Below are 21,566 nucleotides of genomic sequence, written 5' to 3'. Positions count from 1 at the left end.
ATGGCGACAGACATTGAAGTAGGACTGAAGGCGACTGTGACGGTTCCAGGGTCGTCGGCGAACCTCGGCCCGGGCTTCGACACGTTGGGCCTCGCTCTCTCTATCTACGACACCGTCGAGGTTGAGGTCATCGAATCCGGTCTTGAGGTGGAGATTTTCGGCGAGGGTGCTGATGATTTGCCGCGCGATGGTTCTCACTTGGTGGTCAAGGCGATTCGTTCAGGCCTGAAGGCTGCTGACGTTTCTGTGCCGGGCCTTCGCGTGGTGTGCACGAACAATATCCCGCAATCGCGCGGGCTTGGTTCGTCGGCGTCTGCCGCAGTGGCGGGGGTTGTTGCTGCCAACACGCTTGCGGGCAACCCGCTGTCCACCGATGAAGTTGTTCAGCTTTCATCGGCGTTCGAGGGACACCCCGACAACGCTGCTGCTTCGGTGCTTGGAGGGGCAGTCGTATCCTGGACTGAGATCCCCGTGGATGGGGTATCGCACCCGGTGTACCGCGCCGTCGCGGTTCCGGTTGATCCGTCGATTCGTGCGGTAGCGTTGGTGCCGAATTTCCACGCCTCGACGAATGCGGTACGCCAGGTGCTGCCGAGCCACGTCACGCACACGGATGCGCGCTTCAATGTGTCGCGTACTGCGGTGATGACTGTGGCAATCCAGTCTCACCCCGAACTGCTGTGGGAAGGCACGCGCGACCGCCTTCACCAGCCGTACCGTGCTGACGTGCTGCCGGTGACCGCTGAGTGGGTCAACCGCTTGCGCAACCGCGGGTACGCAGCGTTCGTCTCTGGTGCAGGCCCGACAGCGTTGGTCCTGACCACGACCGACGTCGATGAAGCGTTGCTTGACGACGCCCGCGAGGCCGGACTACGCGTAATCGAACTCGAGGTTGCGGGCCCGGTGCGTGGTGAGCTGACCCGCGTTTAACCGCGGGGACGGAACTGTTCGACGCCCCCGCGCAGGCTCGCCGTGCCGGTCACGCCACGCGCATCGAGCGCTGCGACAGCTTGCTCCGAACGTGCACCACGGGCGCAGACCACGATGGTCCCTGGTGTGGCCTCGGGTGGGGTGTAGCCATCGATAATGGTGCCGAGGGGCACGTTGATAGCGCCGTCGAGGTGGAAGTCTGCGAACTCTTCGGGTTCGCGGACGTCGAGAATCGTGGCGCCTTCAGGAATGGTGGTGACCTCCGCGGGCCCCTGTGGGGGCGCGCTCGTGCAAACTCGTTCGGTGACTTCGGGGTCGGCGACCAGTGGCACGTACTCCCACATACCTGAAAGAGAGTCGTAGTAGCCGAGCTGTCCAATCAGCGGCGAGCCGAGCCCAGTGATGAGCTTGATGGTCTCCATCGCCATCGCTGACCCTACGACGCCTACGAGCGGGCCAACCACTCCTGCCTGGGAGCACGACGGCACGCTTCCGGGCGCTGGCGGGGCGGGGAAGATGTCTTCGTAGACGGGTCCGTGACCTGCCCAAAATACTGTGAGCTGTGCTTCGAATCCCAGGATGGAAGCCCACACGTGCGGCACACCCAGGCGGGCGGCGGCGTGCGATGCGATGTGGCGCGTCTGGAAGTTGTCGGTTCCGTCGACGATGACGTTGGCCCCGCTGAGGATCTCTAGAGCGTTGTCCCACGTAAGGCGTTCCGTTACGGTGCGCACGGTGACCGTTGGGTTGAGCGCCTGCATTTGCACTTTCGCCGAATCCGTTTTTGCGGTGCCGATGGCGTCGGTGGTGTGGATGACCTGGCGGTGCAGGTTGGACAGGTCCACTCGGTCATCGTCGATGATGGTGATCGTGCCAACGCCCGCCCCGGCTAGGTACAACAAGGTGGGCGAGCCTAGGCCACCTGCGCCGAGGACGACGACGTGGGCGTCGAAAAGCTTCTGCTGCTTCTTATCACCAATGAGTGTTGTTTGACGCAGGTAGCGCTCATCGAGCGTCATCGATCCCCACCCACTGTGTTGCGCCATCCGTCATGGACTGCTCTTTCCAGATTGGGACCTCAGCCTTCACCCTATCGGTGACCTCCTCGCAGGCAGCGAACGCCTCGGAACGGTGAGCCCCGGCGACGAGCACCAGAAACGCCATCTCACCGATCGGGACGGGGCCTACCCGGTGCGCAGCCCAGATCCTCACCGGATGGTGCTGCGCGATGTCTTCCACAATGGCGCGAAGCTCATCTTGGGCGCTGGGGTGGGATTCGTACGTCAGCGAGCGCACGGCCTGGCCGCCGTCGTGATCGCGTACAACGCCTTCGAAGCGGACGAGTGCACCCATAGAGCGCGTCATCGTGTCAGTGGAAGCGTCCGCCGCGAAGCGCTCGAGGGGGGTCTCAGTGATGAGGGCGTCGATAACTGTGTTGACCTGCTCCGCCACGAACTGAGGGTCCGGAGTCGGTGTTGGTTGCGAATTAGTGCTCATGTGATCCTTCTATGAGTGCGGTGATGTGACCCAGCAGGGGGGCGAGTACGGCGCACCCGTCTTTCACCCCGCCGCGTGAACCCGGAAGCGTCATGACGAACGTGCGTCCCGCCACGCCGGCAACAGCCCGCGATAACACTGCGGTTGCGACCTGTTGCTGGCCGTACGTCCAGAATGCGTGCACGATGCCCGGCAGCTGCCGATCTAACAGAGGTTCCACGATATCAACCGTTTGATCATCCGGCGTAATACCGGTGCCTCCTGAGGTCAGCAACACCGATGGGGACGCTGCGAGTGCCTCGTGCACTGCGTCTGCAAGATCTGCGTCGGCGACGACGGTCGCGTCGGGGGTATCAAAGCCTGCCTCTCGTAGGAACGAGACGGCGATCGGCCCGGACTTGTCCTCGTAGACACCGGCGGCTGCACGCGTAGAAGCCACGATGACCCGCGCACTGCGATGATTCATATCCATAGTCACTCAACCTACATCGGATACACAGTGACCGGTGTTCCTGCAGGTATGGTTGCTGACGCGGGAACACGGATCAGGCATGTTGCGGTGGCCCCCTGCGTCAGTAGGTGCGAACCCGTTCCGCGGAACGGATGAGCACGGCCATTGCGTATCTCTCCGCGCAGGTACTGATCCTTGTCGGGGATACCAGTAACCTCCGTGTCGACGGCTATCCGCAGCGGCGGCTCCGAGCGGCCCAACACCGGTGCGACATACAGGACGAAAGAAACGATGGTGGAAATCGGGTTGCCTGGCAGACTCAGCACCGGGACACCTTGGAACGTCGAAATCCCCTGCGGCCCGCCGGGCTGTTGAGCCACGTGGCCGTACCAGCCATCGGTAAACACCTGCCGGATGACCTCAAACTTGCCGTGGCTAATCCCACCCGAAGTCACAATCGCATCGGGCTGGTGCGCCTCGATCGCCGCTGCAACCTCCTGCTCGAGCCGTTTCGGGTCATCATTGGTCAATAGACGTGCTGCCACGTCGATGCCGTGGCGAGCCGCGAGCACCTCAAGCATCGGCCCGTTTGAATCTGGGATCGTTGCGGGGCCTGCCCCCTGGGCATGTGGGGTCACCTCTGCGCCACCAGTTATTACCAGGATACGGGCAGTGCGTTCTACCTCAACGGTATCGATTCCCTGGCCGATCGCAGCGCCAACGAGCGCAGGCGTCACGATGTCGCCCCGGCGCGCAATACAAGCCCCGGGCTGCACATCGCTGCCTGCCAGACGCATGAACTGACCACGCTCGGTTGCGGGTACTCGCACCATCTCGCCTGTGGCACCAAACGTCGGCGGGGTACAGCGCTCCACTGGGACAACCGCTGCTGTGCCACGTGGCAGCTTAGCGCCGGTCATGATCGGCGCCACGACATCTTGAAGTCCCTTCGGATACAGCTCGTCGGGATCTGCGCCGGCGGCGATCGTGGGCCCGATCAGCGCCGTATGCGCCTCAGTTTTGGGCAGGGCGTAGCCGTCCATCTGCGAATTATCAAAGGACGGCTGCTCGCGGACAGCAACAACGTCCGCGCCGAGCACGTGCTGCTGTTTGCCAGCCTCAACGATGTTGATGCGCTCCGACGGACGATGCCCAATCGTTCGCTGTACCTCGCGAAGGTGTTCCTCAGTACTTCGTGTCATGCCGCTTACTCTACGCGCCACGCGCAGTTCGCTAGCATGGGCAACATGCAAATTCACTACTTTGCCGCAGCACGAGCGGCCACAGGCGTCGCACAGGAAGAAGTTGGGAACTTTGCCACGCTCCAGGAACTTCTTGACGACGCCGCTTCGCGCCACCACGGCACCACCGACGCCGGTCAAACCCTCGCAGACATCCTGACGCGCTGCAGCTTCCTGATCGACGGAAAACGCGCCCAGCAGACTGACTCACTCGAGTCCGCTGAGCGCGTCGATGTGCTGCCACCATTCGCCGGGGGCTAGTCCGTCGGTTTCGGGTGGATCGCGATGTCTTGCGTTTTGACGTAGCACGTCACAGACGCTCCGGGCTCAATGCCTGCATCGAGCGCCTCTTGTCTCTCGACTGGAAGTGCAACTACCGCACCGTGGACATCAAGCTCCACGGTCAGTCCGCCTGCGGTACTGACATCGACCGTGGCCACGGTGGCACGCAGCGCGTTGTATTCCTCGGGTACAGCTGCTGGAGGCACGTGCAGTGAGACGGCTTGTGGTGCAAAGACCACAACGGCGTCGTCGCGCTGCTCGCACTGCTCTGAGGCTATGCCCGTGAGCTCACCAATGGTTGTCGCCACGAGCGCAGCGGAACCTTGGTGAGCGGCGCCCACCATATGCGCAGGGATCCAGTTCACGCTCGCGGGTAGCCAGTTCACGCCGGCGAGGCGGGCAGAGAACTGCGTAGCCGGGACCTTGAGCTCTTCAACTGTTGAACGCAGGCTGATCACGTTGCCGCGGTCCATTACTGCGACGTATTCCGCGAGGTTAGCGACATCCAACGGGTTGTGCGTAATCACGATTGTGGTGCGGTCGTGCGCGGTGGCCCGCAGCACCTGACGCCAGTGATGTGCCGAATTCACGTCGATGGCAGCGAGCGGCTCGTCAAGGATCAGCACACGGGGACGCGGGGCGAGCGCGCGCACAAGTGAGACTTGTGAGGCCTGGCCGCCGGATAAGGCGCGTACGGGGACGTCTGCAAGGTCGCGTAGTCCAGCTGATGTCAGCAGTTCAAGCGCACGCTGTTTGCTGCCCGTGACCATCGCGACCGCCTTGAGTGGGGTCGAGGTCGGGGGCAACCCAGGGTTCTGGGTCAGCAGGACAACGCCGCGCTTATGCGCAGGTACGAGTTTGCTCGACGCCGTACCCTCGTCAACCGCGCGATTACCAATGGTGGTTCGCAGTCCTCCGAGGCGCCCGGCGATCCTACCAGCCAGTGTGGTCTTGCCTGATCCGTTCATCCCGATGAGCGCCGTGGTGGCGTTGGCAGGAAACGTTGTATCCCCGATAGTGACTGGTACACCGCCGTCTTCCGGGCTAGTGAGCGCCCGGAGACGCTGCGTGTCTACGTCGCGTGTAGCGCGCGAGACTTCGCGGGAGCGTGAGCGGGACAGGAAGACGGTTGGCAGCGTTGATGCAGCGAGTGTCAGGACAGCCAGCGCAATCAAAAGGGCCGAAAGACCGTACGCCACATCTTGGTCTACCTCGCGGGCAATATAGATGCCCAACGGCATGGTGCGCGTGGTGCCAGGCATCGAGCCGGCGAAGGTCAACGTGGTGCCGAACTCGCCGAGCGAGCGCGCAAACGCCAGCCCGGCCGCAGAGACGAGTGAGGGCGCGATTGCAGGCAGGATTATCTTGCGAGTAATCGTCGAGGGGCTCAACCCCACGCCTGCGGCCGAGTATGTAATCTCCGGATCGAGTTGCCGCAGCGCCGCGTCAAGTGTGATGACAACGAACGGCAGCGCAACGAACACATGTGCAGCGACGATACCCGGAAACGCGAACGCGAACTGAATATGCAGCGCGTCCAACAGCGGCGCAGCCAAGCCTCGGCGTCCGAGAAACGCGCTGAGCGCTAAACCACCGACGACCGGCGGCATCGCTAGCGGAAGTAGCACGAGTACTCGCGCAAGGCCTGCACCTCGTCGCAAGTGTTGCATCCATAGCGCAAGCGGTGTGCCCAGCAGGAGTGTGATGACGCACGCCAGGACAGCGGAGCGCAGCGTGACGCGGAGCAACTGCTGTGTCGATGCGGAGGCAAGGATCTCACCGAGCTGGTCCCATGGCACACGTGCACCAAGCGCCAGGATCGGCAGCACAATGGCGGCGAGTGCAAGAAGCGCCAGGCCCCACACCAACATTGGTGTCTGGCGTGGGGCCTGGCGAAGCGTTGATTGCTGCATGAATACGGACTCTACCCGGTGGTTACTGTTGCGCAGCAGGGGTGAAGCCGTACTTCTCCCACACGACGGCCATCTCTGGGCTTGCAAGCAGTTCGAAGAGTTTCTGTGCGGCAGCCTCGTCGGTGGTGTTGGTGGTCACAGCGGCGACGAGGGAGTTCGGCTTCTCATCAGCGTGAGGGATGTTGAGAACCTCAACGGCATCGCCAGCCGCAGCAGCGTCGGTGCGGTACACGAAACCAGCGTCGGCCTCTCCGGTGACAACCTTGCCTAGGGTGTCGGAGACGCTATGCTCCAGAGACACAGGGTTGATGGTGAGATTGTTCGCCGCGACAAGCTCGTTGGTCACCGAGCCACATGGGACCTGTGCATCACACACAACCAGGTTCACGCCCTCTTTTTGTACATCCTCGACGCTCTTGACACCTGCAGGGTTACCTTTCGGCACCACGAGCACCATCGAGTTCGTCGCTACGACTTTAGGATCCTTTGCGACGCCCGCCTCGACAGCCTTGTCCATATTCTTCTGGTCAGCCGTGATCAACACGTCACCAGGTGCGCCCTCCTTCAGCTGCTGCACCAGGTCAGAGGAACCGGCGTTGACGAACTCGAGGTTGCTCTCCGACATCTCCGAAAGGTCCTCGTTGAGCACGCGCGTGGAGGCTGCGCCCATAACGATGAGGTCGCTGGGTGCCTCAGCAGTCGGTGCTTTTGAGGCGGTGCTTTCGGAATCGGTGCCACCGGTACAGGCGGTCAGACCCGTCGCGGCCAGGGCAGCGACGCACAATGCGGCAAGGCGAGTAGAGCGCATGAGAACTCCTTCGAGTAGTGGTTTGAATATGAATATAAATTATCTTAAAAAAGGGGTAGATACGAAGAATGCCCCCGGAAGAAGAGCTCCGGGGGCAGCACTGGCGAGCGGGTGGAAACGCTAGTGCTTCAGCTGGCGTCCGTTCGAGCGAATCGGTTCCCACTGCGCTTCAGAGCGGCGGCCCTGGACCTCTTGGCCACGCGAGCGGTAGACCACGTACGGCCTGGTGGAGTAGCCCACCGGGGCCGAGAACGCGTGGACAAGGCGTGTGAAAGGCCAGCAGGCGATCAACGTGAAGCCAGCCAGTACGTGGACCTTAAACTGCCACGGTGCCTGGACCATCAAGTCGGGCATCGGGTTAAAGATCAACAGTTGGCGTAGCCACGGCGAGATCGTTTCACGGTAGTCATAGCCGCCGGGCACCCCGAACACCTGCGTCGAGACAGTCGCGATAAAGCCAGAGCAGATTGCGATTGTGAGGAACACATACATGAACTTGTCGGAGGTGGCCGTCGATAAGAACACCGAACGGTTGACCACACGACGGTAGAGCAAACCAAGCAGCCCCAACACCACGGCGATGCCAGCGATGGTGCCTGGAATCGTTGCGATGAGATGGTAGGCGTGATCGCTGATGCCCATGCCGCGGGTCCACGACTTCGGAATCGCCAGGCCCATCAAGTGGCCAATGACCACGAAGACCATGCCCCAGTGGAATAGTGGCGAGGAGAGCCGCAATAACTTCGACTCGTAGATTTGTGACGAGTGGGTAGTCCAGCCCATTTGGTCATAGCGCCAGCGCCAAATAATGCCGATGACAAACGCGGCGATGGCCAACCAGGGAAAGGCCACCCACAGGAATTCTTCAATACCAGTCATAGTGAGTTCAGTCCTTTAATTGTGGTTGGGAGAAGCCGTTGGAAACGGCAGGGGAGTAGTTTCAATACCGACCATCTCCGCAGGAGGGCCCTGGCGAATCAGGTTGATGTAGCGAGCAATTGTTTCCTCGCTGATGGTTGGGAGCAGCATGCACACTGCTGTGAGCAAGTGAGCGTACGGGCTACCCAGTCCGACCAGAGCATGACGCAGCACCTCAAGTCCGTCGCGGTGCGAGGCAATCATCTCCAACGCGTGCTGCTGAGAGTCCGCGTCAGCGAGCGCAAGCGCCTCCAGGACCACGCAAAGGTGGTCGGGGAGTTCCTCGGAGATCTCCTCCATTCCCAGGCCAGCTAACTGTTGGCGAAATGCCAAGATGGCGGCACCGCGCTGGCGGGTATCGCCCACTGAGTAGTAGGAGAGGTGCAGCGCGCAGCGACGACGCTGATCAAAGGTTTCAACGTAATGCTCCTGGAGCGGCAACAAGCCGAGGCCCCGTGCCCTGCCAATGAACTCCGTGATTTCCGCAGCAACAGGGGCTGGAAGCAGCCCGAGCTGCTCTTCGACGGTCTCCGCCGTGGAGAAGAACTCCTCCTCCGGGTAACGCAACATGAGGCTGAGCGCCATCGCTGCGACCTGGCGCTGCTGCGTATCGCACGCTACCGGTGTCACGAGCTCCTCGGGCACAACCCCGATTTGGGTCCGGGTGCTCATTACTGCTCACCCTCGCGTCGCGCGATGTTGCCGTCAGCACTCGGGCCTTCCTCAACCGGGTTCGGCGCCGGAGTGGAGGCCTCTGGTGCAGCAGGGCGGTAGTTCTCGCTTGCGGTCTTCGGCTCGCGAGTCTTCAACGCGGTGGGGAACATCGCGTCAGGACGGTCGCCGGTCCACGACATCAGGGACACCTTGCCAGGCTGAGCGTTGTCGGCCTCTTCGTGGCAGGCACTCGGCGCGCCCATACCGAGGTTGGCCATGAGATCGCCACTGGCTGGATCGACGCCACCAAACGGATCCAGCGAGGACACACCACGCGGGGTCTCCGGTGAGGTGGTCGGGATGACGTAGCGGTCGTCATACTTGGCAATCGCCAGCAGGCGGTACATCGCCTCCAGGTCCTTGCCCGTCATGCCGACGGCACTTGCAATCGCCTCATTCGTAGGCTGGCCCAGGTTGATGTCGCGCATGTAGGAACGCATCGCGGCGAGGCGGCGGAGGGAAAGCTCCACCGGGACGGTATCGCCAGCGGTGAACAGACCAGCCTGGTACTCCAGCGGGATGCGCATATTTGAAATTGCGCTGAGCAACACCTTGTGGTCTTCGCCGTCGGCGCCAGTCTTCGTCACCTGATCAACGATCGGCGACAGCGACGGGATGTACCACACCATCGGCAGCGTGCGGAACTCTGGGTGCAGTGGCAGCGCCACACCATAGGTGAAGATCAGGTCATAGATTGGGGAGTTCTGCGCAGCCTCGATCCAGGAGTGAGGAATACCCTCTTCGGTTGCCGCGCGGACGACCTCAGGGTCACGGGGATCGAGGAAGAGCGACTTCTGCGCCTCAAACAGGTCCTTCTCATCGGGTGTCGACGCCGCCTCTGCAACACGGTCCGCGTCGTAGAGCAGTACGCCAAGGTAACGCAGACGCCCCACACATGTCTCCGAGCACACGGTCGGCTGGCCGACCTCAATGCGCGGGTAGCACAGCGTACATTTTTCGGCCTTGCCCGTCTTGTGGTTGAAGTACACCTTCTTGTACGGGCAGCCAGAGACGCACATGCGCCAGCCGCGGCAGCTGTCCTGGTCAACCAGGACGATGCCGTCCTCAGTGCGCTTGTACATCGCGCCTGACGGGCAGGAAGACACACACGTTGGGTTCAGGCAGTGTTCACAGATGCGCGGGAGGTAGAACATGAAGGACTCTTCAATTTCCTTCTTCACCTCCAGGTTCATCTTCTCCAGGACTTGGTCATCGTCCATGGTTGCCGTCGAACCACCAAGATTGTCGTCCCAGTTCGAAGACCAGGAGATCGTGTCGATCGGTTTGCCAGTGATCTGCGACTTCGGCCGAGCCGTCGGCTGCGTCTTCTGGCCAGCTGGGGCGCTGATGAGCTTCTCGTACTCATAGGTCCACGGCTCGTAGTAATCCTCGATCGTCGGCATGTTCGGGTTGTGGAAAATAGTGGCCAGACGCTTGATACGTCCACCCTGGCGTGGCTTGAGCTTGCCGCTGCCGTCAAGCTTCCAGCCGCCCTTCCACTTCTCCTGGTCCTCCCACGAGCGTGGGTAGCCCACACCGGGACGGGTTTCAACGTTGTTGAACCAGATGTACTCCGTGCCTTCACGGTTGGTCCATGCCTGCTTACACGTCACCGAACACGTATGGCATCCGATGCACTTGTCCAGGTTCATGACCATGGCAATTTGCGCCATAACTCGCATTAGTACTGCACCTCCTGGGAGCGACGACGGATGCGGGTAACCTCGTCGCGGTTGTTGCCGGTTGGGCCGATGTAGTTGAATCCGTAGGTCAAGTGGCCGTAGCCACCAGCCACATGCAGTGGCTTGATGGTGATGCGGGTCAGCGAGTTGTGCGTGCCGCCACGTCGGCCGGAACGCTCGTTCAGTGGTGTGCCCACTGTGCGTTCCTGCGCGTGGTTCATGATGACCGTTCCTTCCGGAATGCGGTGGGTGACCACAGCACGCGCTGAGACAACACCGTTGCGGTTGTAGAGCTCAACCCACTCGTTGTCCTTGACACCGATCTTCTGAGCATCCGCATCCGACATCCAGACGACCTGGCCACCGCGGGAGATGGACAAAACATGAAGGTTGTCGAAGTATTGCGAGTGAATCGACCACTTATTGTGCGGGGTGAGGTAGCGCACCGTGATCTCTGGATTGCCGTCCTCGCCCTTGAGAATCTCGCCCGGACGGGTCTCACCATTAAGACGCATGCGGTCAAGCGGTGGCTTAAACACGGGGAGTTGCTCGCCGTAGTCAATGAACCAGTCGTGATCGATGAAGTAGTGCATGCGACCGGAAAGCGTGTTCCAGGGCTTGTCCATCGCGAGGTTCAGTGAGAACGCGGTGTAGCGACGCCCATCGCGCTTGTCCCCAGACCACTCCGGCGAGGTGATGACCTCTTGCGGGCGTTCCTTGACCTTGTCCCACACGATCTGGGCGTCCTCGGTGCCTTCCCAGAACTCGCTAGTGTCCGAACCGAGCATCTTGCCCAGGTTTTCGAAACCGTTGCGTGCGACTTCGCCGTTGGACACACCGGACAGGTGCAGGATCGCTTGTGCGGCCTTCACCGCAGAGTTCAATGCTGGGCGGTCGCCTGCTGAAGCAGTCTCAGCGACGCCGTTCATACCGAAGAGCTCACCAACCTGCTTTTCAACGTTAAACGGCGTGCCGTGTACGTTCGTACCAGCCTTCTCGGTCAGTGGGCCGAAAGACATCCACTTCTCGAACACCTTGGTGTAGTCGCGTTCAACCGGGACCAGCTTTGCCATCGTTCGGCCCGGAATCATGCCGACTTCCTTGACATCGGGCACCACGCCGTTCGCCATGTTCGGGTTGATCTCGTCCGGTGCGTCGTGGGAGATAGGCGCGGTGACGATGTCCGTCTGTACTCCCAGCCACTTGCCGGCCATGCGGGAAACAGCGTCGGACATATCGCGGAAGATCTCCCAGTCACTGCGGGCCTCCCACGGCGGGTTGATCGCAGCGTTAAAAGTGTGGATGAACGGGTGCATATCCGTCGTGGACAAGTCGTTCTTCTCGTACCAGGTGGCCGCAGGGAAAACGATGTCTGACACCAGGGTGGTCGAGGTGTTACGGAAGTCCGTAGTCATCATCAGGTCGAGCTTGCCCATCGGTGCCTCTTCGCGCCAGCGAATCGACTTCGGGCGCTCATCCTCGGCCAGCTCTTCCGCGGAGACATCCGAATCAACCCCCAACATGTGGCGCAGGAAGTACTCGGTACCCTTTGCCGAAGAACCCATCAGGTTCGTGCGCCAGTTCAGCAGGATGCGAGGCCAGTTCTCCGGAGCATCCGGATCCTCAGCAGCGAACTCCATCTGGCCAGACTCCAACTGGTCGACGACGTAGTCCTTCACATCCATGCCCGCTTCCTTCGCTTGCTCAGCAAGCAGCAGTGGGTTGCGGTTGAACTGCGGATACGACGGCATCCAGCCACGCTTCATGGCCTCGACCAGCGTCTCCGACAGGAACTTATCTTCCGACGCGCCCTTACGAGCCAGCGGCGAGGCCATCCTGGAAGCCTTCGAGTTATCGTACCGCCACTGGGACGTGGTCAGGTAGTAGAAACCGGTGGCGATCATGTGGCGCGGCGGACGGTTCCAGTCATTCGCGAACGCGTACTGGCTCCAGCCCGACTGAGGGCGCAGCTTCTCCTGACCCACGTAGTGCGCCCAACCGCCGCCGTTGACACCTTGGGTGCCACACATAGAAGTCAGCGCAAGGAAAGTGCGGTAGATCGAGTCCGCGTGGACGTAGTGGTTCGCGCCCGCGCCCATGATGATCTGGGAGCGGCCCTTCGAGTCCAGCGCGTTCTGCGCGAACTCTGTAGCGATGCGCTCGATCTGCGCAACCGGAACACTCGACAGCTCTTCTGCCCATGCGGGCGTGCCGACCTCAGAGGCGTCGTTAAAGTCAGCCGGCCAAGAGCCAGGCAGCTGCAGCGACGGACGGTTCACACCGTAGTGCGCCAGCATGAGGTCGTACACGGTGGTGACGGTGCGGCCTGCGACCTCGCGGACCGGAACACCGCGGCGGTAGACGCCAGCGCCGATAGGACCGTCCGAGTCCAAAGCCTCGCGCGAGGCATCCATGTCGAAGCGTGGGAAGCACACCTCGGCTGTGCCGTAGGAGTTGGTATCCGCCATGGACATCACCGGGTTCGCGTTATCGTGGCGGAGATTCCATTTGCCCGGATCGGTCTTGTAGTGGTCCGCGATAGTGCCACCTGGGTCGACAACGGTACCGTCCGCTTCAATGTTGAGCAGACGGTACTGTGCGTTATCGCTGCTGGCCAGGGAGGCGTCGTCAAGCTTGTCTGCGGTGAGGAACTTGCCTGGAGCCAAGGTGCCGTCCTCGAGCTGATCAAGCTCTACCAGGAACGGCGCATCCGTGTACTTGAGCATGTAATCCATGAAGTACTGCGGTTGCTGCGCTACATGGAACTTGCTCAAGATAACGTGGCCCATCGCGAAGGCGAGCGCGCCGTCGGTGCCCGGCGACATGCGCATCCACTCGTCGGCGAACTTCGCCGCATCGTTGTAGTCCGGGGAAACCACGACGATCTTGGTGCCCTTGTAACGCACCTCGGTCATGAAGTGTGAGTCCGGCGTACGGGTCACCGGGATGTTCGAGCCCCACATCATCAGGTAGGAAGAGTTGAACCAGTCGCCCGACTCAGGCACATCCGTCTGATCGCCGAACGTCTGCGGGGAGGCAGGGGGCAGGTCTGCATACCAGTCGTAGAAGGACAGCATCGCGCCACCGATCAGCCCCAAGAAACGGGTACCGGCGGCGTAGGAGACCTGGCTCATCGCAGGAATCACTGTGAAGCCAGCGATGCGGTCCGGGCCCCACTGCTTGATGGTGTACACGTGTGCTGCTGCAGCGATCTCGACGGCCTCTTCGTAGGCAACGCGCACCAGGCCGCCCTTGCCGCGGGCACCGACGTAGGCGCGACGCTTGACTGGGTCTTCCTGGATCGCACGCCAGGCGAGGACAGGGTCGCCGTCGTGTTGCTTCTTTTCGTGGCGGTACATCTCCAGCAGCGCGCTACGCACGTACGGGTAGCGGATGCGCGTAGGCGAGTAGGTGTACCAGGAAAAGGATGCGCCACGCGGGCACCCTCGAGGTTCGTACTCTGGGAAGTCAGGGCCGGTAGTCGGGTAGTCAACCGCCTGGGATTCCCAGGTGATGACGCCATCCTTGACGTAAACCTTCCAGGAACAGGAACCGGTGCAGTTCACACCGTGTGTGGAGCGCACCATCTTGTCGAAGGACCAACGGTTGCGGTAGAACACGTCGGCTTGTCGGCCGCCTTCGAGGAAAATTTGCTGGCCGGAAGGCGTGACGTCGCCTTTGCGAACGAACCCACCAAGTTTAAACAGCGGGTTGGACTGTGTCGCATCAGTCATGGTTCACAATCTCCTTGGATGAAAGTGAGAAAACGGGGTCGTGAATGAAATGGATGTTAACCAGGGAACGGAGCGTTCGGACGGGCGTAGTAGATCCATGTGAGTGCCGTAGCGAAGATGAAGTAGACCACGCAGCCCCAGAAGAACGTTGGTGCGCTCATCAGCGTGAGCAGCACGCCGACGATGAACGGGCCGAACGCGGCGATTGCGCCGGTGAAGCCGATGACACCGCCTGCCTGTCGCTTCGGCAGGATCATCGGCATCTGCTTGAACGTGCCGGCGTTGCCGATACCAGCGAAGACAGACATGGCAAGCATCGTGTAGAAGAACGGTGCTGCGGCGTCGCCACCGCGGGCAAGGAAAATTGCGGCAATTGCAGTGGTGACGGTCATGCCGACACCGGCGACGAACGTCCAGATTGCACCGCCGTACTTGTCGCACAGTGGGCCCCACAGTGCGCGGATCAGCGCACCAAGCAGGGCGTACATGAACGCCCATCCGAGCAGCTTCGTCGCGTTCTCACCGAAGGAGTTCTTCATCAACAGAGCAAGCTGCGCGCCGAACCCGGCAAGTGCACCGAACGTCATTACATAAATGATGGTGAGGATCCAGGTGTTCTTGTTTCCGAAAATATCGATCTGCTGGCGGAAGTTTGCTTTGACCGGAACGTCCTTCAGCATCAGCCAGGACACGATCACCATGATGATGACCCAAGGGACGAAGAACGCTGGGACATTGTGCACGTTGATTGCAGTTCCGGAGCCGTCCGATGCCTCGATGGATCCGATCATCGTGATGCCGATGAGCCAAGGTGCCAGCAACAGCACGAACGACATGCCGAGGTTGCCCAGGCCGGCTTGGAGGCCGAGCGCTGTACCGGACTTTGCCTTCGGGAAGAAGTACCCCGTCGACGGCATGAAGCCAGAGAAGATGCCGCCGCCGATACCTGTCATGAAGGACAGGATCAACAGGGTTGCGTATGAAGTCTCGGGGCTCTGGACCGCAAAATACCAGCCGACCAGTGGGATGAGGAAGAGTGCTGTCGAAAGCGTAATGAGCTTTCGGGTACCAAGAACTGGTGGCAAGAACATCCAAATCAGGCGGAAGATACCAGCTGCCAGTCCTGGGACTGCAGTAAGCCAGTAAAGCTGTGCAGCAGTGAGGTCGAACCCGATCTCATTGAGCCGCGGCGCAATCGCCGCCACGATGTACCAGGTGACGAACCCGAAGAACATCGAAATCGTCGTGATCCAAAGTGTGCGCCATGCAATGCCAGCGTCCCACTTTTCTGGATCTTCAGCGTCCCAACCGGTGAGTACCCGTTGGGAAGTGTCAAGCTTGGACATGGAGTGAAATCCTCTTCAGAAATACAATAAAGGTCTACATGCTCCGGGTGAATAAAAATGTCAGAAAAACCCGCAACTAATATTAAGAATAGTAGCAGTGAGCTGCTACTATCAACTTATCCACGAAAAAAGTCGTGTATAATTACGCAACATATGTGTGTCTTAATTCGGTGATTTGTACAGATGCTGGTATTTGCCCAGGGAAGGAACACTTCATGGAAAAAACAACGGACCCTACAGCGGTAATAATCGTCGTTTCGGACCGAGTTTTCGGCGGCGAGCGAAAGGATAAAGCTTCCCCCGCCGCTACCCAGCTGCTCACCGAGGCTGGATTTCAGGTCGCACCTCCCGTAGTCATTCCAGAGGGTGACGAAGCGCTCCGGGGCGCAATGGCACAGGCGGTGAAGGGCGGGAACTCGCTCATCCTCACCTGTGGTGGTACCGGACTGGGGCCCCGAAACCTCACCCCTGAAGTAAGCGAAGAGTTCATCTCCACACGGCTCCACGGCATCGAAACCCAAGTACTGATCGACGGGCTGGAGCATTCACCGCGCGCCGGACTTTGCCGAGGCCTCATTGGTCTCACTTCCCGGGAGCCTGGTGCAAGCCTCATCGTCAACGCTCCGAGTTCACACGGCGGCGTGCGAGACACCCTCGGTGTCATCCTTGCGCTGTGGCCGAGTCTGACAGAGTGGGTTCGCTAACCAGACGCTATTCGGTAGCGGGAAACTCGACGTCCCCAAGCTCGTCGAGTTCCAACCGGGTATCGTAGTCACGCTCAGCGCCAGTGCCCTGAACACGTACTATGTGCTCAACCGCGTCGAAGAGGCGCTTCGCGGGAATGTCGCGTGAGCCCGCAGTGTCGAGTGCAGCTACTAAGGAGGCCCGGTTCCACACCGCACATAACGGTTGCAGATACCCGTCCGCGGCCTCTATGACCGCAACGTCCGCACCGTCGCGAGCGGCTCGGGAGAGTGCCGGGATCAGTTCAGGGGATTGTGGTGCGTCGACGGAGACGACGGCGACGAAGGGGGCGTTGATACGCGAGAGCCCTGCAGCAATCCCCGCGACGGGACCCCCGAACGGCGGATCCTCACTCACCGTAGGCACTCCCAGCGGTTGCGGACTGACGACGATGCGCGGCACACCATCAGGAATGCGGGCGCACACCGCATCAACGAGTCGGATGCCGTTTACTTTCACTTGTGCCTTGTCAGCGCCCATTCGGGTCGAGCGTCCCCCAGCGAGCACAACGACGCCGACATCCTTCCACTCGTGTTGCACGTCTCGCACACCTCGCATGCTATGCCTCGGGAAGCTCGCGCGACCAGTCGCCAGATCGACCACCAGACTTGGCCACGATTCCCATCCGGCGCACAAATGCCGAGCGGTCGACACCCTTGACCATGTCCACGATGGCAAGTGCCGCAACGCTGACAGCGGTCAGCGCCTCCATCTCGACACCGGTGCGGTCCGCCGTGCGAACGGTGGCCTCGATGAAAACGTGGTCTTCGCGCAACTCCACGTCTACCGCGCAGCCGTGTACGCCAATCGTGTGGGCGAGAGGCAGCAAGTCCGGCACACGCTTCGCAGCCGAAATGCCTGCGACGCGTGCAACGGCTAACACGTCGCCTTTCGGCACGGTGCCTTCACGAAGTGCCTTCATCACCTCAGGCGAGCAAGCGACTTCACCTTGCGCGGTTGCATTCCGAACGGTTGGCTGCTTCTCCGTAACGTCAACCATGTAGGCCTGGCCAGCAGCATTGAGATGGGTAAATTTCATGTTGAGTCTTTCTTTCTTTAAAACAGCATCACTGGGATGCGAGTGGGGGCGTCGGTTCCAGGGGCAAGGACCGCGATTCCGTCCACTGCAGGTAGGGAAGCCACGAATCCGGAGCCGCCATGTCCGCCGGCAAAGGCTTCAGCGCGGACAGCCCCGTGTTCGGTGTGCAGGCGCACAGGTACGAATACATGACGATCAGCACGCGGGGCGGGGAAGTGCGTATCGACGTCCGCTTCCACCATTGTTCGCTCGTCCATGCTGCAACGCGTGCGGTCCCCGGCACTCGCGCGCAGTAACGGGATCGCGTACAGCGCGCACGAGACGAACGCCGCAACTGGATTTCCGGGCAGGCATATAAAAGCAGCTTCGGACCATCGTCCAACGCCCTGCGGACTTCCCGGGCGCTGGGCGACATGGCCGAACCACATATCTGGTGAGGAGGCTGTGACAGTGCGGACTACGTCGTACGCTCCAGCGCTGACTCCGCCGGTGGTGACCACGATGTCTGCCTGCTGCGCGGCTTGCTGGAGTAAGACCTCGGTCGATTGCGTATCGTCATCAGCGTGCATCGTGAATACCTTGGCGTAGCCGCTTTCGCGCAGAAGCGTCGCTACCATTGGCAGGTTTGAATCGGGAATTTGCGCGCCGCGAATGTCGCCGGGCCAGGCAACGAGCTCGTCGCCAGTAGAGACGACTGCGACGGTTGGGCGTTCGAAAACGTCCACAGTGCGGACACCAGTGGCGACAAGTGCGGCGAGTGTGCCAGCATCAATCCGTGTTCCCTCTCGCGCAACGACTTCACCGACGCCGACATTCTCACCAGCATGTCGGGTGTGGGAACGGCCAAGGTCAACAGAAGCAATCTGGACCTCGTCAGGGAGAGGATAAGGGCCTCGAGGGATATTCGTCTGCTCGACGGGGACGACATGAAGACCGTCCTGTTGCGGCATCGGTGCGCCAGTCATGATTCGGACTGCATGGCCAGCCGGACAATCGATTGCGTCATGTCCGGCCGGGATCTCACCAGCTACAGGCAGTACCCACGGCCCGTCACCGAATAGATCCGACTCGTGGGCTATGAAGCCGTCGACCGCCGAGTTTGAAAAAGGTGGCACTGGGAACCGTGCCACGACGTCGGCTGCGAGTACCTGGCCTACGCAGTCACCTAATGGGACGTCGCGCTTAACGCGGGGCCGCGCCGCAGCCAGGACACGGGCCAAATGTTCGTTGACAGAAGGAAGAGTGTTCATTAGTTCTTAACCACCGATTTCGCTCATGAGGCGCTCCGGCTGCAGGAAGCCCTCGTCATCAATGCCGTGTCCGGGCTTCTTCAGCCACATGGCTTTCGACCAGAGGTCCGCGAGCTCAGCGTCGGAGGCACCCCCACGCATGACGTCGCGGAGCGAGACCTCGTCGGCCGCTTTCGAGAACAGGCAGGACCGGATGGAGCCGTCAGTCGTGAGGCGGGTTCGGTCGCAGGCGCCACAGAAAGGGTGTGTCACAGACGCGATAATCCCGAGCTTGCCGCTGCGAGTACCGTCTGTGACATCCCATAGGGCAGCGGGTGCAGAACCCCGCGGCTCGACGGCAGGTGCAAGCGTGAAATCGTGGCGGAGACGCTCAACCAAGTCATGCGCCGTCACCATGTCGGTGCGCTTCCACTGCTCGCGTGGGCCCAGCGGCATTTGTTCGATAAAGCGCAGCTGCAGCCCGCGTTCCAGCGCAAAGCGCACGAGGTCTGTGACACCGTCTTCGTTGATGCCCGGCATCACTACCGCGTTGACCTTCACCGGCTGAAGGCCTGCTTCCACTGCGGCGTCGATGCCCGCAAACACGTCGTCAATGCGGTCTCTGCGGGTGAGCTGTGCGTAGAGCCCCCGATCCGTGGTATCGAGCGACACATTCACTCTGTCGAGGCCGGCGTCGGCAAGCCCCTGCGCCCGGCGCGCAAGGCCCAGGGCATTCGTGGTGACCGCAGTTGAGGGTGCGACGCCCTCGTCGGTGCGCATGGTCTTCGTCTCACTGATGATGCGTTCCAACGAGCGCCGCAGGAGTGGCTCGCCCCCTGTGAAACGCACCTGGCGGATGCCGAGGTGCTCCACAGCCAGGCGGATCAGCCGGATCGTCTCCTCGTCGGTGAGTGCCTCTTCAGTTGGCATCCATTCAAGGCCCTCTGCAGGCATGCAGTACGTGCAGCGCAGGTTGCAGCGGTCGGTAAGGCTGACCCGGAGGTCTCGTGCCGTACGCCCAAAACGATCGTCGAGCGTGCGCGGGGCGGGCTGCTCACCTGGGTCCAAGCTGGCGTTTGGTGCGAGTGGACCGTCGGAAGCTGCGCGGGACGCTAACGGCGATGCAAGAGGAAGGTGAATGGGCATAGTGCTGTCAATAATAAGTACGAAATACGCCAGGTCAAGAATTAGCAGTGAAAAACCCGTATTTATTGCTCGGGTGTTTGTGCCTTCCTTCCGCGGTTACCCGGGCCAGGCAGCGCGATAATCTCATAGTCGCCCTTGGCGAGGTGTTTCCTTAGGTCCTTCTTGTCAAACTTGCCCACCGAAGTCTTGTCGATCACGTCGACGAACGTCCAATACTCAGGTGCCATCCATGTTGGTAACACATCGGCGAGATTCTTTCGCAGCCGCTCCGCTGTTTCAGCGGTGCGCGGGATATCGTCCAAAAGCACGGTAATAGCCAGTGGGCGCTCGCCCCACTGGCGGTCGGGGAAGCCAATCACAGCGCACTCGATGACATCTTCGGCTTCCATGATGAGGTTTTCCACCTGCGCGGAATAGATCCATTCGCCGCCAGATCGGATAACGTCGCGTGCACGGTCGTACAACGTCATGTAGCCATCGGCGGTGACTGTTCCGACGTCACCAGTGCGCAGCCACCCGTCTTCAGTGAAGTGGTGGCGGGCGTCATTAATCTCTTTGCCGCGGAACGTCGAGGCCAACTCGCCCTTTTCTTGGGTTGGCGAGTGGTAGTAGCCGTTGGCAACCAAATTTCCTCGTACCTGCATCTCGCCTTGTGAAAGGTCTGTTGATGCCATCACCTCTCCATCGTTGACCACGCGGTATTCCAGCCATGGCACAAACCGTCCCTGGGACACGCGATACGCTTGGCGAGCTTCGCCTGAAGCGCCTGATGGTGGGCGTGCCACCGTGCCGACAGTAGACGTTTCCGTCATGCCCCACACGTGGACGACGTCGACACCGTAACGTTCCTCCCACACCTTGATCAGTGCAGGCGGGGCAGGAGAGCCTCCGACGAAGATCTCCTGCAAGCTCATGCGCTCAGGCGGCGTATGCAGATAGTGCACCATTAGCTGGATCCACAGCGTCGGTACGCCGTGCGCTACGCGTGGGTGCGTCGAGGCAATAATCGTTGCCAGCGTCGGTGCGGAAACGTCGGCACCTGGTAGCACCATCGGTGCGCCGGTGACGTACGCTGCGAACGGTACGCCCCAGCTCAACACGTGATAGATGGGGATGCAGCACAGGAAAGACTCGCCGTGCGTAATCGCTAGTGAATCCGTTGAGCGAAGCGTCATCGCCTCGAGCCAAAGAGAGCGGTGCGAATACGCCACGCCTTTTGGCGCGCCAGTCGTTGCTGTCGAATACACCAGTGCGGCTGCAGTGTTTTCTGGCAGTTCCGGCCACGAGTACCGTGTTGCTTGGCCGTCGAGAAGCTGCTCGTAGCTATGCACCTTGGCAGCTCCGAACGACAACCCAAGGACGTCGTCGCTGAGCAGAGCGCCAATAAAGACAATGTGCTCAACCAGCGGGCACATCTCCATCACTCGGCCAAGCTTTTCAGCCAGCCGCGGATCAGCCACAATGACCTTCGCCTCTGAATGGTTCACCACATAGGCAATCTGATCCGGCATCAACTGAATATTCAGTGGGGTGAAGACGGCGCCTTTCGCGGCGGTACCAAACATCACCTCAATATGCTCGGAGCAGTTAAACATGAACGTAGCCACGCGCTGGTCCCCGTCAATGCCCAGCAAGTTTTCCGCAGCGTTGGCAAAAGCGCTGGCCCGCGCGCCAATGTCCGCAAACGTGCACTCTTCGGCGCCCGTGGGCCCCCACGTCGTACACTTCGTCGAGGCGTGAGCGGTGCGCCCATACTCCAAAATGCGACCGACGGAAAACGGCACTTCCTGCATCGTTGAAAGCATGGGCACCACTTTAGCGCGAATGAAGCACGCGCAATTCAATCATGCGATACAATACGAGGCGGATCATGCGCATCGCACGAACTTTGC

Annotated in this window: 18 protein-coding genes and 1 pseudogene; 3 read left to right on the top strand and 16 right to left on the bottom strand. The window is 60.9% G+C overall.

Going from position 1 to position 21,566, the window contains the following annotated elements:
• Positions 1-930, top strand: a complete 930-nt coding sequence (gene thrB / locus JMN37_RS08810) for a homoserine kinase (RefSeq protein ID WP_252931789.1) — start codon at positions 1-3, stop codon at positions 928-930.
• On the opposite strand, the gene JMN37_RS08805 is transcribed toward thrB, so the two are convergent.
• The 4 genes from JMN37_RS08805 to JMN37_RS08790 are packed head-to-tail and all read right to left on the bottom strand — an operon-like array spanning position 927 to position 4,080.
• Positions 927-1,949, bottom strand: a complete 1,023-nt coding sequence (locus tag JMN37_RS08805; protein ID WP_252931788.1) for a ThiF family adenylyltransferase — start codon at positions 1,947-1,949, stop codon at positions 927-929. The genes thrB and JMN37_RS08805 overlap by 4 nt on opposite strands.
• The gene (locus tag JMN37_RS08800; RefSeq protein WP_252931786.1) at positions 1,936-2,427 is read right to left on the bottom strand and encodes a molybdenum cofactor biosynthesis protein MoaE; all 492 of its coding nucleotides are present in this window, start codon (positions 2,425-2,427) and stop codon (positions 1,936-1,938) included. The genes JMN37_RS08805 and JMN37_RS08800 overlap by 14 nt, the downstream gene beginning before the upstream one ends.
• Positions 2,417-2,899 (bottom strand): MogA/MoaB family molybdenum cofactor biosynthesis protein, encoded by a 483-nt coding sequence (locus JMN37_RS08795; protein ID WP_370296032.1) that lies wholly within the window; start codon positions 2,897-2,899, stop codon positions 2,417-2,419. The genes JMN37_RS08800 and JMN37_RS08795 overlap by 11 nt, the downstream gene beginning before the upstream one ends.
• 11 nt (positions 2,900-2,910) lie before the next feature.
• Positions 2,911-4,080, bottom strand: coding sequence for a molybdopterin molybdotransferase MoeA (locus JMN37_RS08790; protein WP_252931784.1), 1,170 nt, complete (start codon positions 4,078-4,080; stop codon positions 2,911-2,913).
• Positions 4,081-4,125: 45 nt separating this feature from the next.
• Between JMN37_RS08790 and JMN37_RS08785 the strand changes: the two genes are divergently transcribed.
• Positions 4,126-4,380, top strand: a complete 255-nt coding sequence (locus JMN37_RS08785; RefSeq protein ID WP_177221715.1) for a MoaD/ThiS family protein — start codon at positions 4,126-4,128, stop codon at positions 4,378-4,380.
• On the opposite strand, the gene JMN37_RS08780 is transcribed toward JMN37_RS08785, so the two are convergent.
• From JMN37_RS08780 to JMN37_RS08750, 7 genes and pseudogenes are all read right to left on the bottom strand, one after another.
• On the bottom strand, positions 4,377-6,314 hold the full coding sequence (locus JMN37_RS08780; RefSeq protein WP_252931782.1) for an ATP-binding cassette domain-containing protein: 1,938 nt from the start codon (positions 6,312-6,314) through the stop codon (positions 4,377-4,379). The two genes, JMN37_RS08785 and JMN37_RS08780, sit on opposite strands and share 4 nt — an antisense overlap.
• Before the next feature lie 22 nt (positions 6,315-6,336).
• Positions 6,337-7,122 carry a molybdate ABC transporter substrate-binding protein gene (gene modA / locus JMN37_RS08775; RefSeq protein WP_252931780.1) on the bottom strand — a complete coding sequence of 262 codons (786 nt, stop codon included), beginning with the start codon at positions 7,120-7,122 and terminating at the stop codon, positions 6,337-6,339.
• A gap of 120 nt (positions 7,123-7,242) precedes the next feature.
• Complete coding sequence (gene narI / locus JMN37_RS08770) at positions 7,243-8,001, bottom strand: respiratory nitrate reductase subunit gamma (RefSeq protein ID WP_071568634.1); 759 nt, start codon at positions 7,999-8,001, stop codon at positions 7,243-7,245.
• A 15-nt stretch (positions 8,002-8,016) separates the two neighbouring features.
• Positions 8,017-8,712, bottom strand: coding sequence for a nitrate reductase molybdenum cofactor assembly chaperone (narJ, locus tag JMN37_RS08765; protein ID WP_252931778.1), 696 nt, complete (start codon positions 8,710-8,712; stop codon positions 8,017-8,019).
• Between the two features lie 143 nt (positions 8,713-8,855).
• Positions 8,856-10,436, bottom strand: a pseudogene (gene narH, locus JMN37_RS08760) (nitrate reductase subunit beta); the annotation flags it as partial.
• Positions 10,436-14,170, bottom strand: coding sequence for a nitrate reductase subunit alpha (locus JMN37_RS08755; protein ID WP_252931774.1), 3,735 nt, complete (start codon positions 14,168-14,170; stop codon positions 10,436-10,438). The gene JMN37_RS08755 and the pseudogene narH, both read right to left, overlap by 1 nt.
• 56 nt (positions 14,171-14,226) lie before the next feature.
• Positions 14,227-15,516: an MFS transporter gene (locus JMN37_RS08750; protein ID WP_252931772.1), complete on the bottom strand. Its 1,290-nt coding sequence runs from the start codon at positions 15,514-15,516 to the stop codon at positions 14,227-14,229.
• A gap of 215 nt (positions 15,517-15,731) precedes the next feature.
• On the opposite strand from JMN37_RS08750, the gene JMN37_RS08745 reads away from it, so the two are divergent.
• Entirely contained in the window at positions 15,732-16,220 is a 489-nt protein-coding gene (locus JMN37_RS08745; protein ID WP_252931770.1) for a molybdopterin-binding protein, read from the top strand.
• A gap of 7 nt (positions 16,221-16,227) precedes the next feature.
• Here JMN37_RS08745 and mobA read toward each other — a convergent pair whose 3' ends face one another.
• From mobA to JMN37_RS08720, 5 genes are all read right to left on the bottom strand, one after another.
• Positions 16,228-16,809, bottom strand: coding sequence for a molybdenum cofactor guanylyltransferase (gene mobA / locus JMN37_RS08740; RefSeq protein ID WP_252931767.1), 582 nt, complete (start codon positions 16,807-16,809; stop codon positions 16,228-16,230).
• Between the two features lie 10 nt (positions 16,810-16,819).
• Entirely contained in the window at positions 16,820-17,299 is a 480-nt protein-coding gene (gene moaC, locus JMN37_RS08735) for a cyclic pyranopterin monophosphate synthase MoaC (RefSeq protein WP_070976335.1), read from the bottom strand.
• Positions 17,300-17,316: 17 nt separating this feature from the next.
• Positions 17,317-18,549: a molybdopterin molybdotransferase MoeA gene (locus JMN37_RS08730; RefSeq protein WP_252931765.1), complete on the bottom strand. Its 1,233-nt coding sequence runs from the start codon at positions 18,547-18,549 to the stop codon at positions 17,317-17,319.
• Between the two features lie 6 nt (positions 18,550-18,555).
• Complete coding sequence (moaA, locus tag JMN37_RS08725) at positions 18,556-19,674, bottom strand: GTP 3',8-cyclase MoaA (RefSeq protein WP_252931764.1); 1,119 nt, start codon at positions 19,672-19,674, stop codon at positions 18,556-18,558.
• 62 nt (positions 19,675-19,736) lie between these two features.
• Positions 19,737-21,479: a long-chain fatty-acid--CoA ligase gene (locus JMN37_RS08720; RefSeq protein WP_070479523.1), complete on the bottom strand. Its 1,743-nt coding sequence runs from the start codon at positions 21,477-21,479 to the stop codon at positions 19,737-19,739.
• Positions 21,480-21,566: the final 87 nt, after the last annotated feature.

This window comes from Corynebacterium lipophilum (assembly GCF_024102595.1).
Taxonomy (GTDB): domain Bacteria; phylum Actinomycetota; class Actinomycetes; order Mycobacteriales; family Mycobacteriaceae; genus Corynebacterium; species Corynebacterium pseudogenitalium.
Note: the sequence above shows the minus strand (reverse complement) of the source record. Positions and strands in the feature narration are given on the sequence as shown.

Bases quoted from the DNA above. Each gene is read 5' to 3' on its own strand.
- JMN37_RS08780 (WP_252931782.1), bottom strand. From the start codon at position 6,314: ATGCAGCAATCAACGCTTCGCCAGGCCCCACGCCAGACACCAATGTTG.
- modA (WP_252931780.1), bottom strand. From the start codon at position 7,122: ATGCGCTCTACTCGCCTTGCCGCATTGTGCGTCGCTGCCCTGGCCGCG.
- JMN37_RS08795 (WP_370296032.1), bottom strand. From the start codon at position 2,899: ATGGATATGAATCATCGCAGTGCGCGGGTCATCGTGGCTTCTACGCGT.
- moaA (WP_252931764.1), bottom strand. From the start codon at position 19,674: ATGCCCATTCACCTTCCTCTTGCATCGCCGTTAGCGTCCCGCGCAGCT.
- JMN37_RS08785 (WP_177221715.1), top strand. From the start codon at position 4,126: ATGCAAATTCACTACTTTGCCGCAGCACGAGCGGCCACAGGCGTCGCA.
- JMN37_RS08720 (WP_070479523.1), bottom strand. From the start codon at position 21,479: ATGCTTTCAACGATGCAGGAAGTGCCGTTTTCCGTCGGTCGCATTTTG.
- thrB (WP_252931789.1), top strand. From the start codon at position 1: ATGGCGACAGACATTGAAGTAGGACTGAAGGCGACTGTGACGGTTCCA.
- JMN37_RS08730 (WP_252931765.1), bottom strand. From the start codon at position 18,549: ATGAACACTCTTCCTTCTGTCAACGAACATTTGGCCCGTGTCCTGGCT.
- JMN37_RS08800 (WP_252931786.1), bottom strand. From the start codon at position 2,427: ATGAGCACTAATTCGCAACCAACACCGACTCCGGACCCTCAGTTCGTG.
- JMN37_RS08790 (WP_252931784.1), bottom strand. From the start codon at position 4,080: ATGACACGAAGTACTGAGGAACACCTTCGCGAGGTACAGCGAACGATT.
- JMN37_RS08745 (WP_252931770.1), top strand. From the start codon at position 15,732: ATGGAAAAAACAACGGACCCTACAGCGGTAATAATCGTCGTTTCGGAC.
- JMN37_RS08750 (WP_252931772.1), bottom strand. From the start codon at position 15,516: ATGTCCAAGCTTGACACTTCCCAACGGGTACTCACCGGTTGGGACGCT.
- JMN37_RS08805 (WP_252931788.1), bottom strand. From the start codon at position 1,949: ATGACGCTCGATGAGCGCTACCTGCGTCAAACAACACTCATTGGTGAT.
- narI (WP_071568634.1), bottom strand. From the start codon at position 8,001: ATGACTGGTATTGAAGAATTCCTGTGGGTGGCCTTTCCCTGGTTGGCC.
- moaC (WP_070976335.1), bottom strand. From the start codon at position 17,299: ATGAAATTTACCCATCTCAATGCTGCTGGCCAGGCCTACATGGTTGAC.
- JMN37_RS08755 (WP_252931774.1), bottom strand. From the start codon at position 14,170: ATGACTGATGCGACACAGTCCAACCCGCTGTTTAAACTTGGTGGGTTC.
- narJ (WP_252931778.1), bottom strand. From the start codon at position 8,712: ATGAGCACCCGGACCCAAATCGGGGTTGTGCCCGAGGAGCTCGTGACA.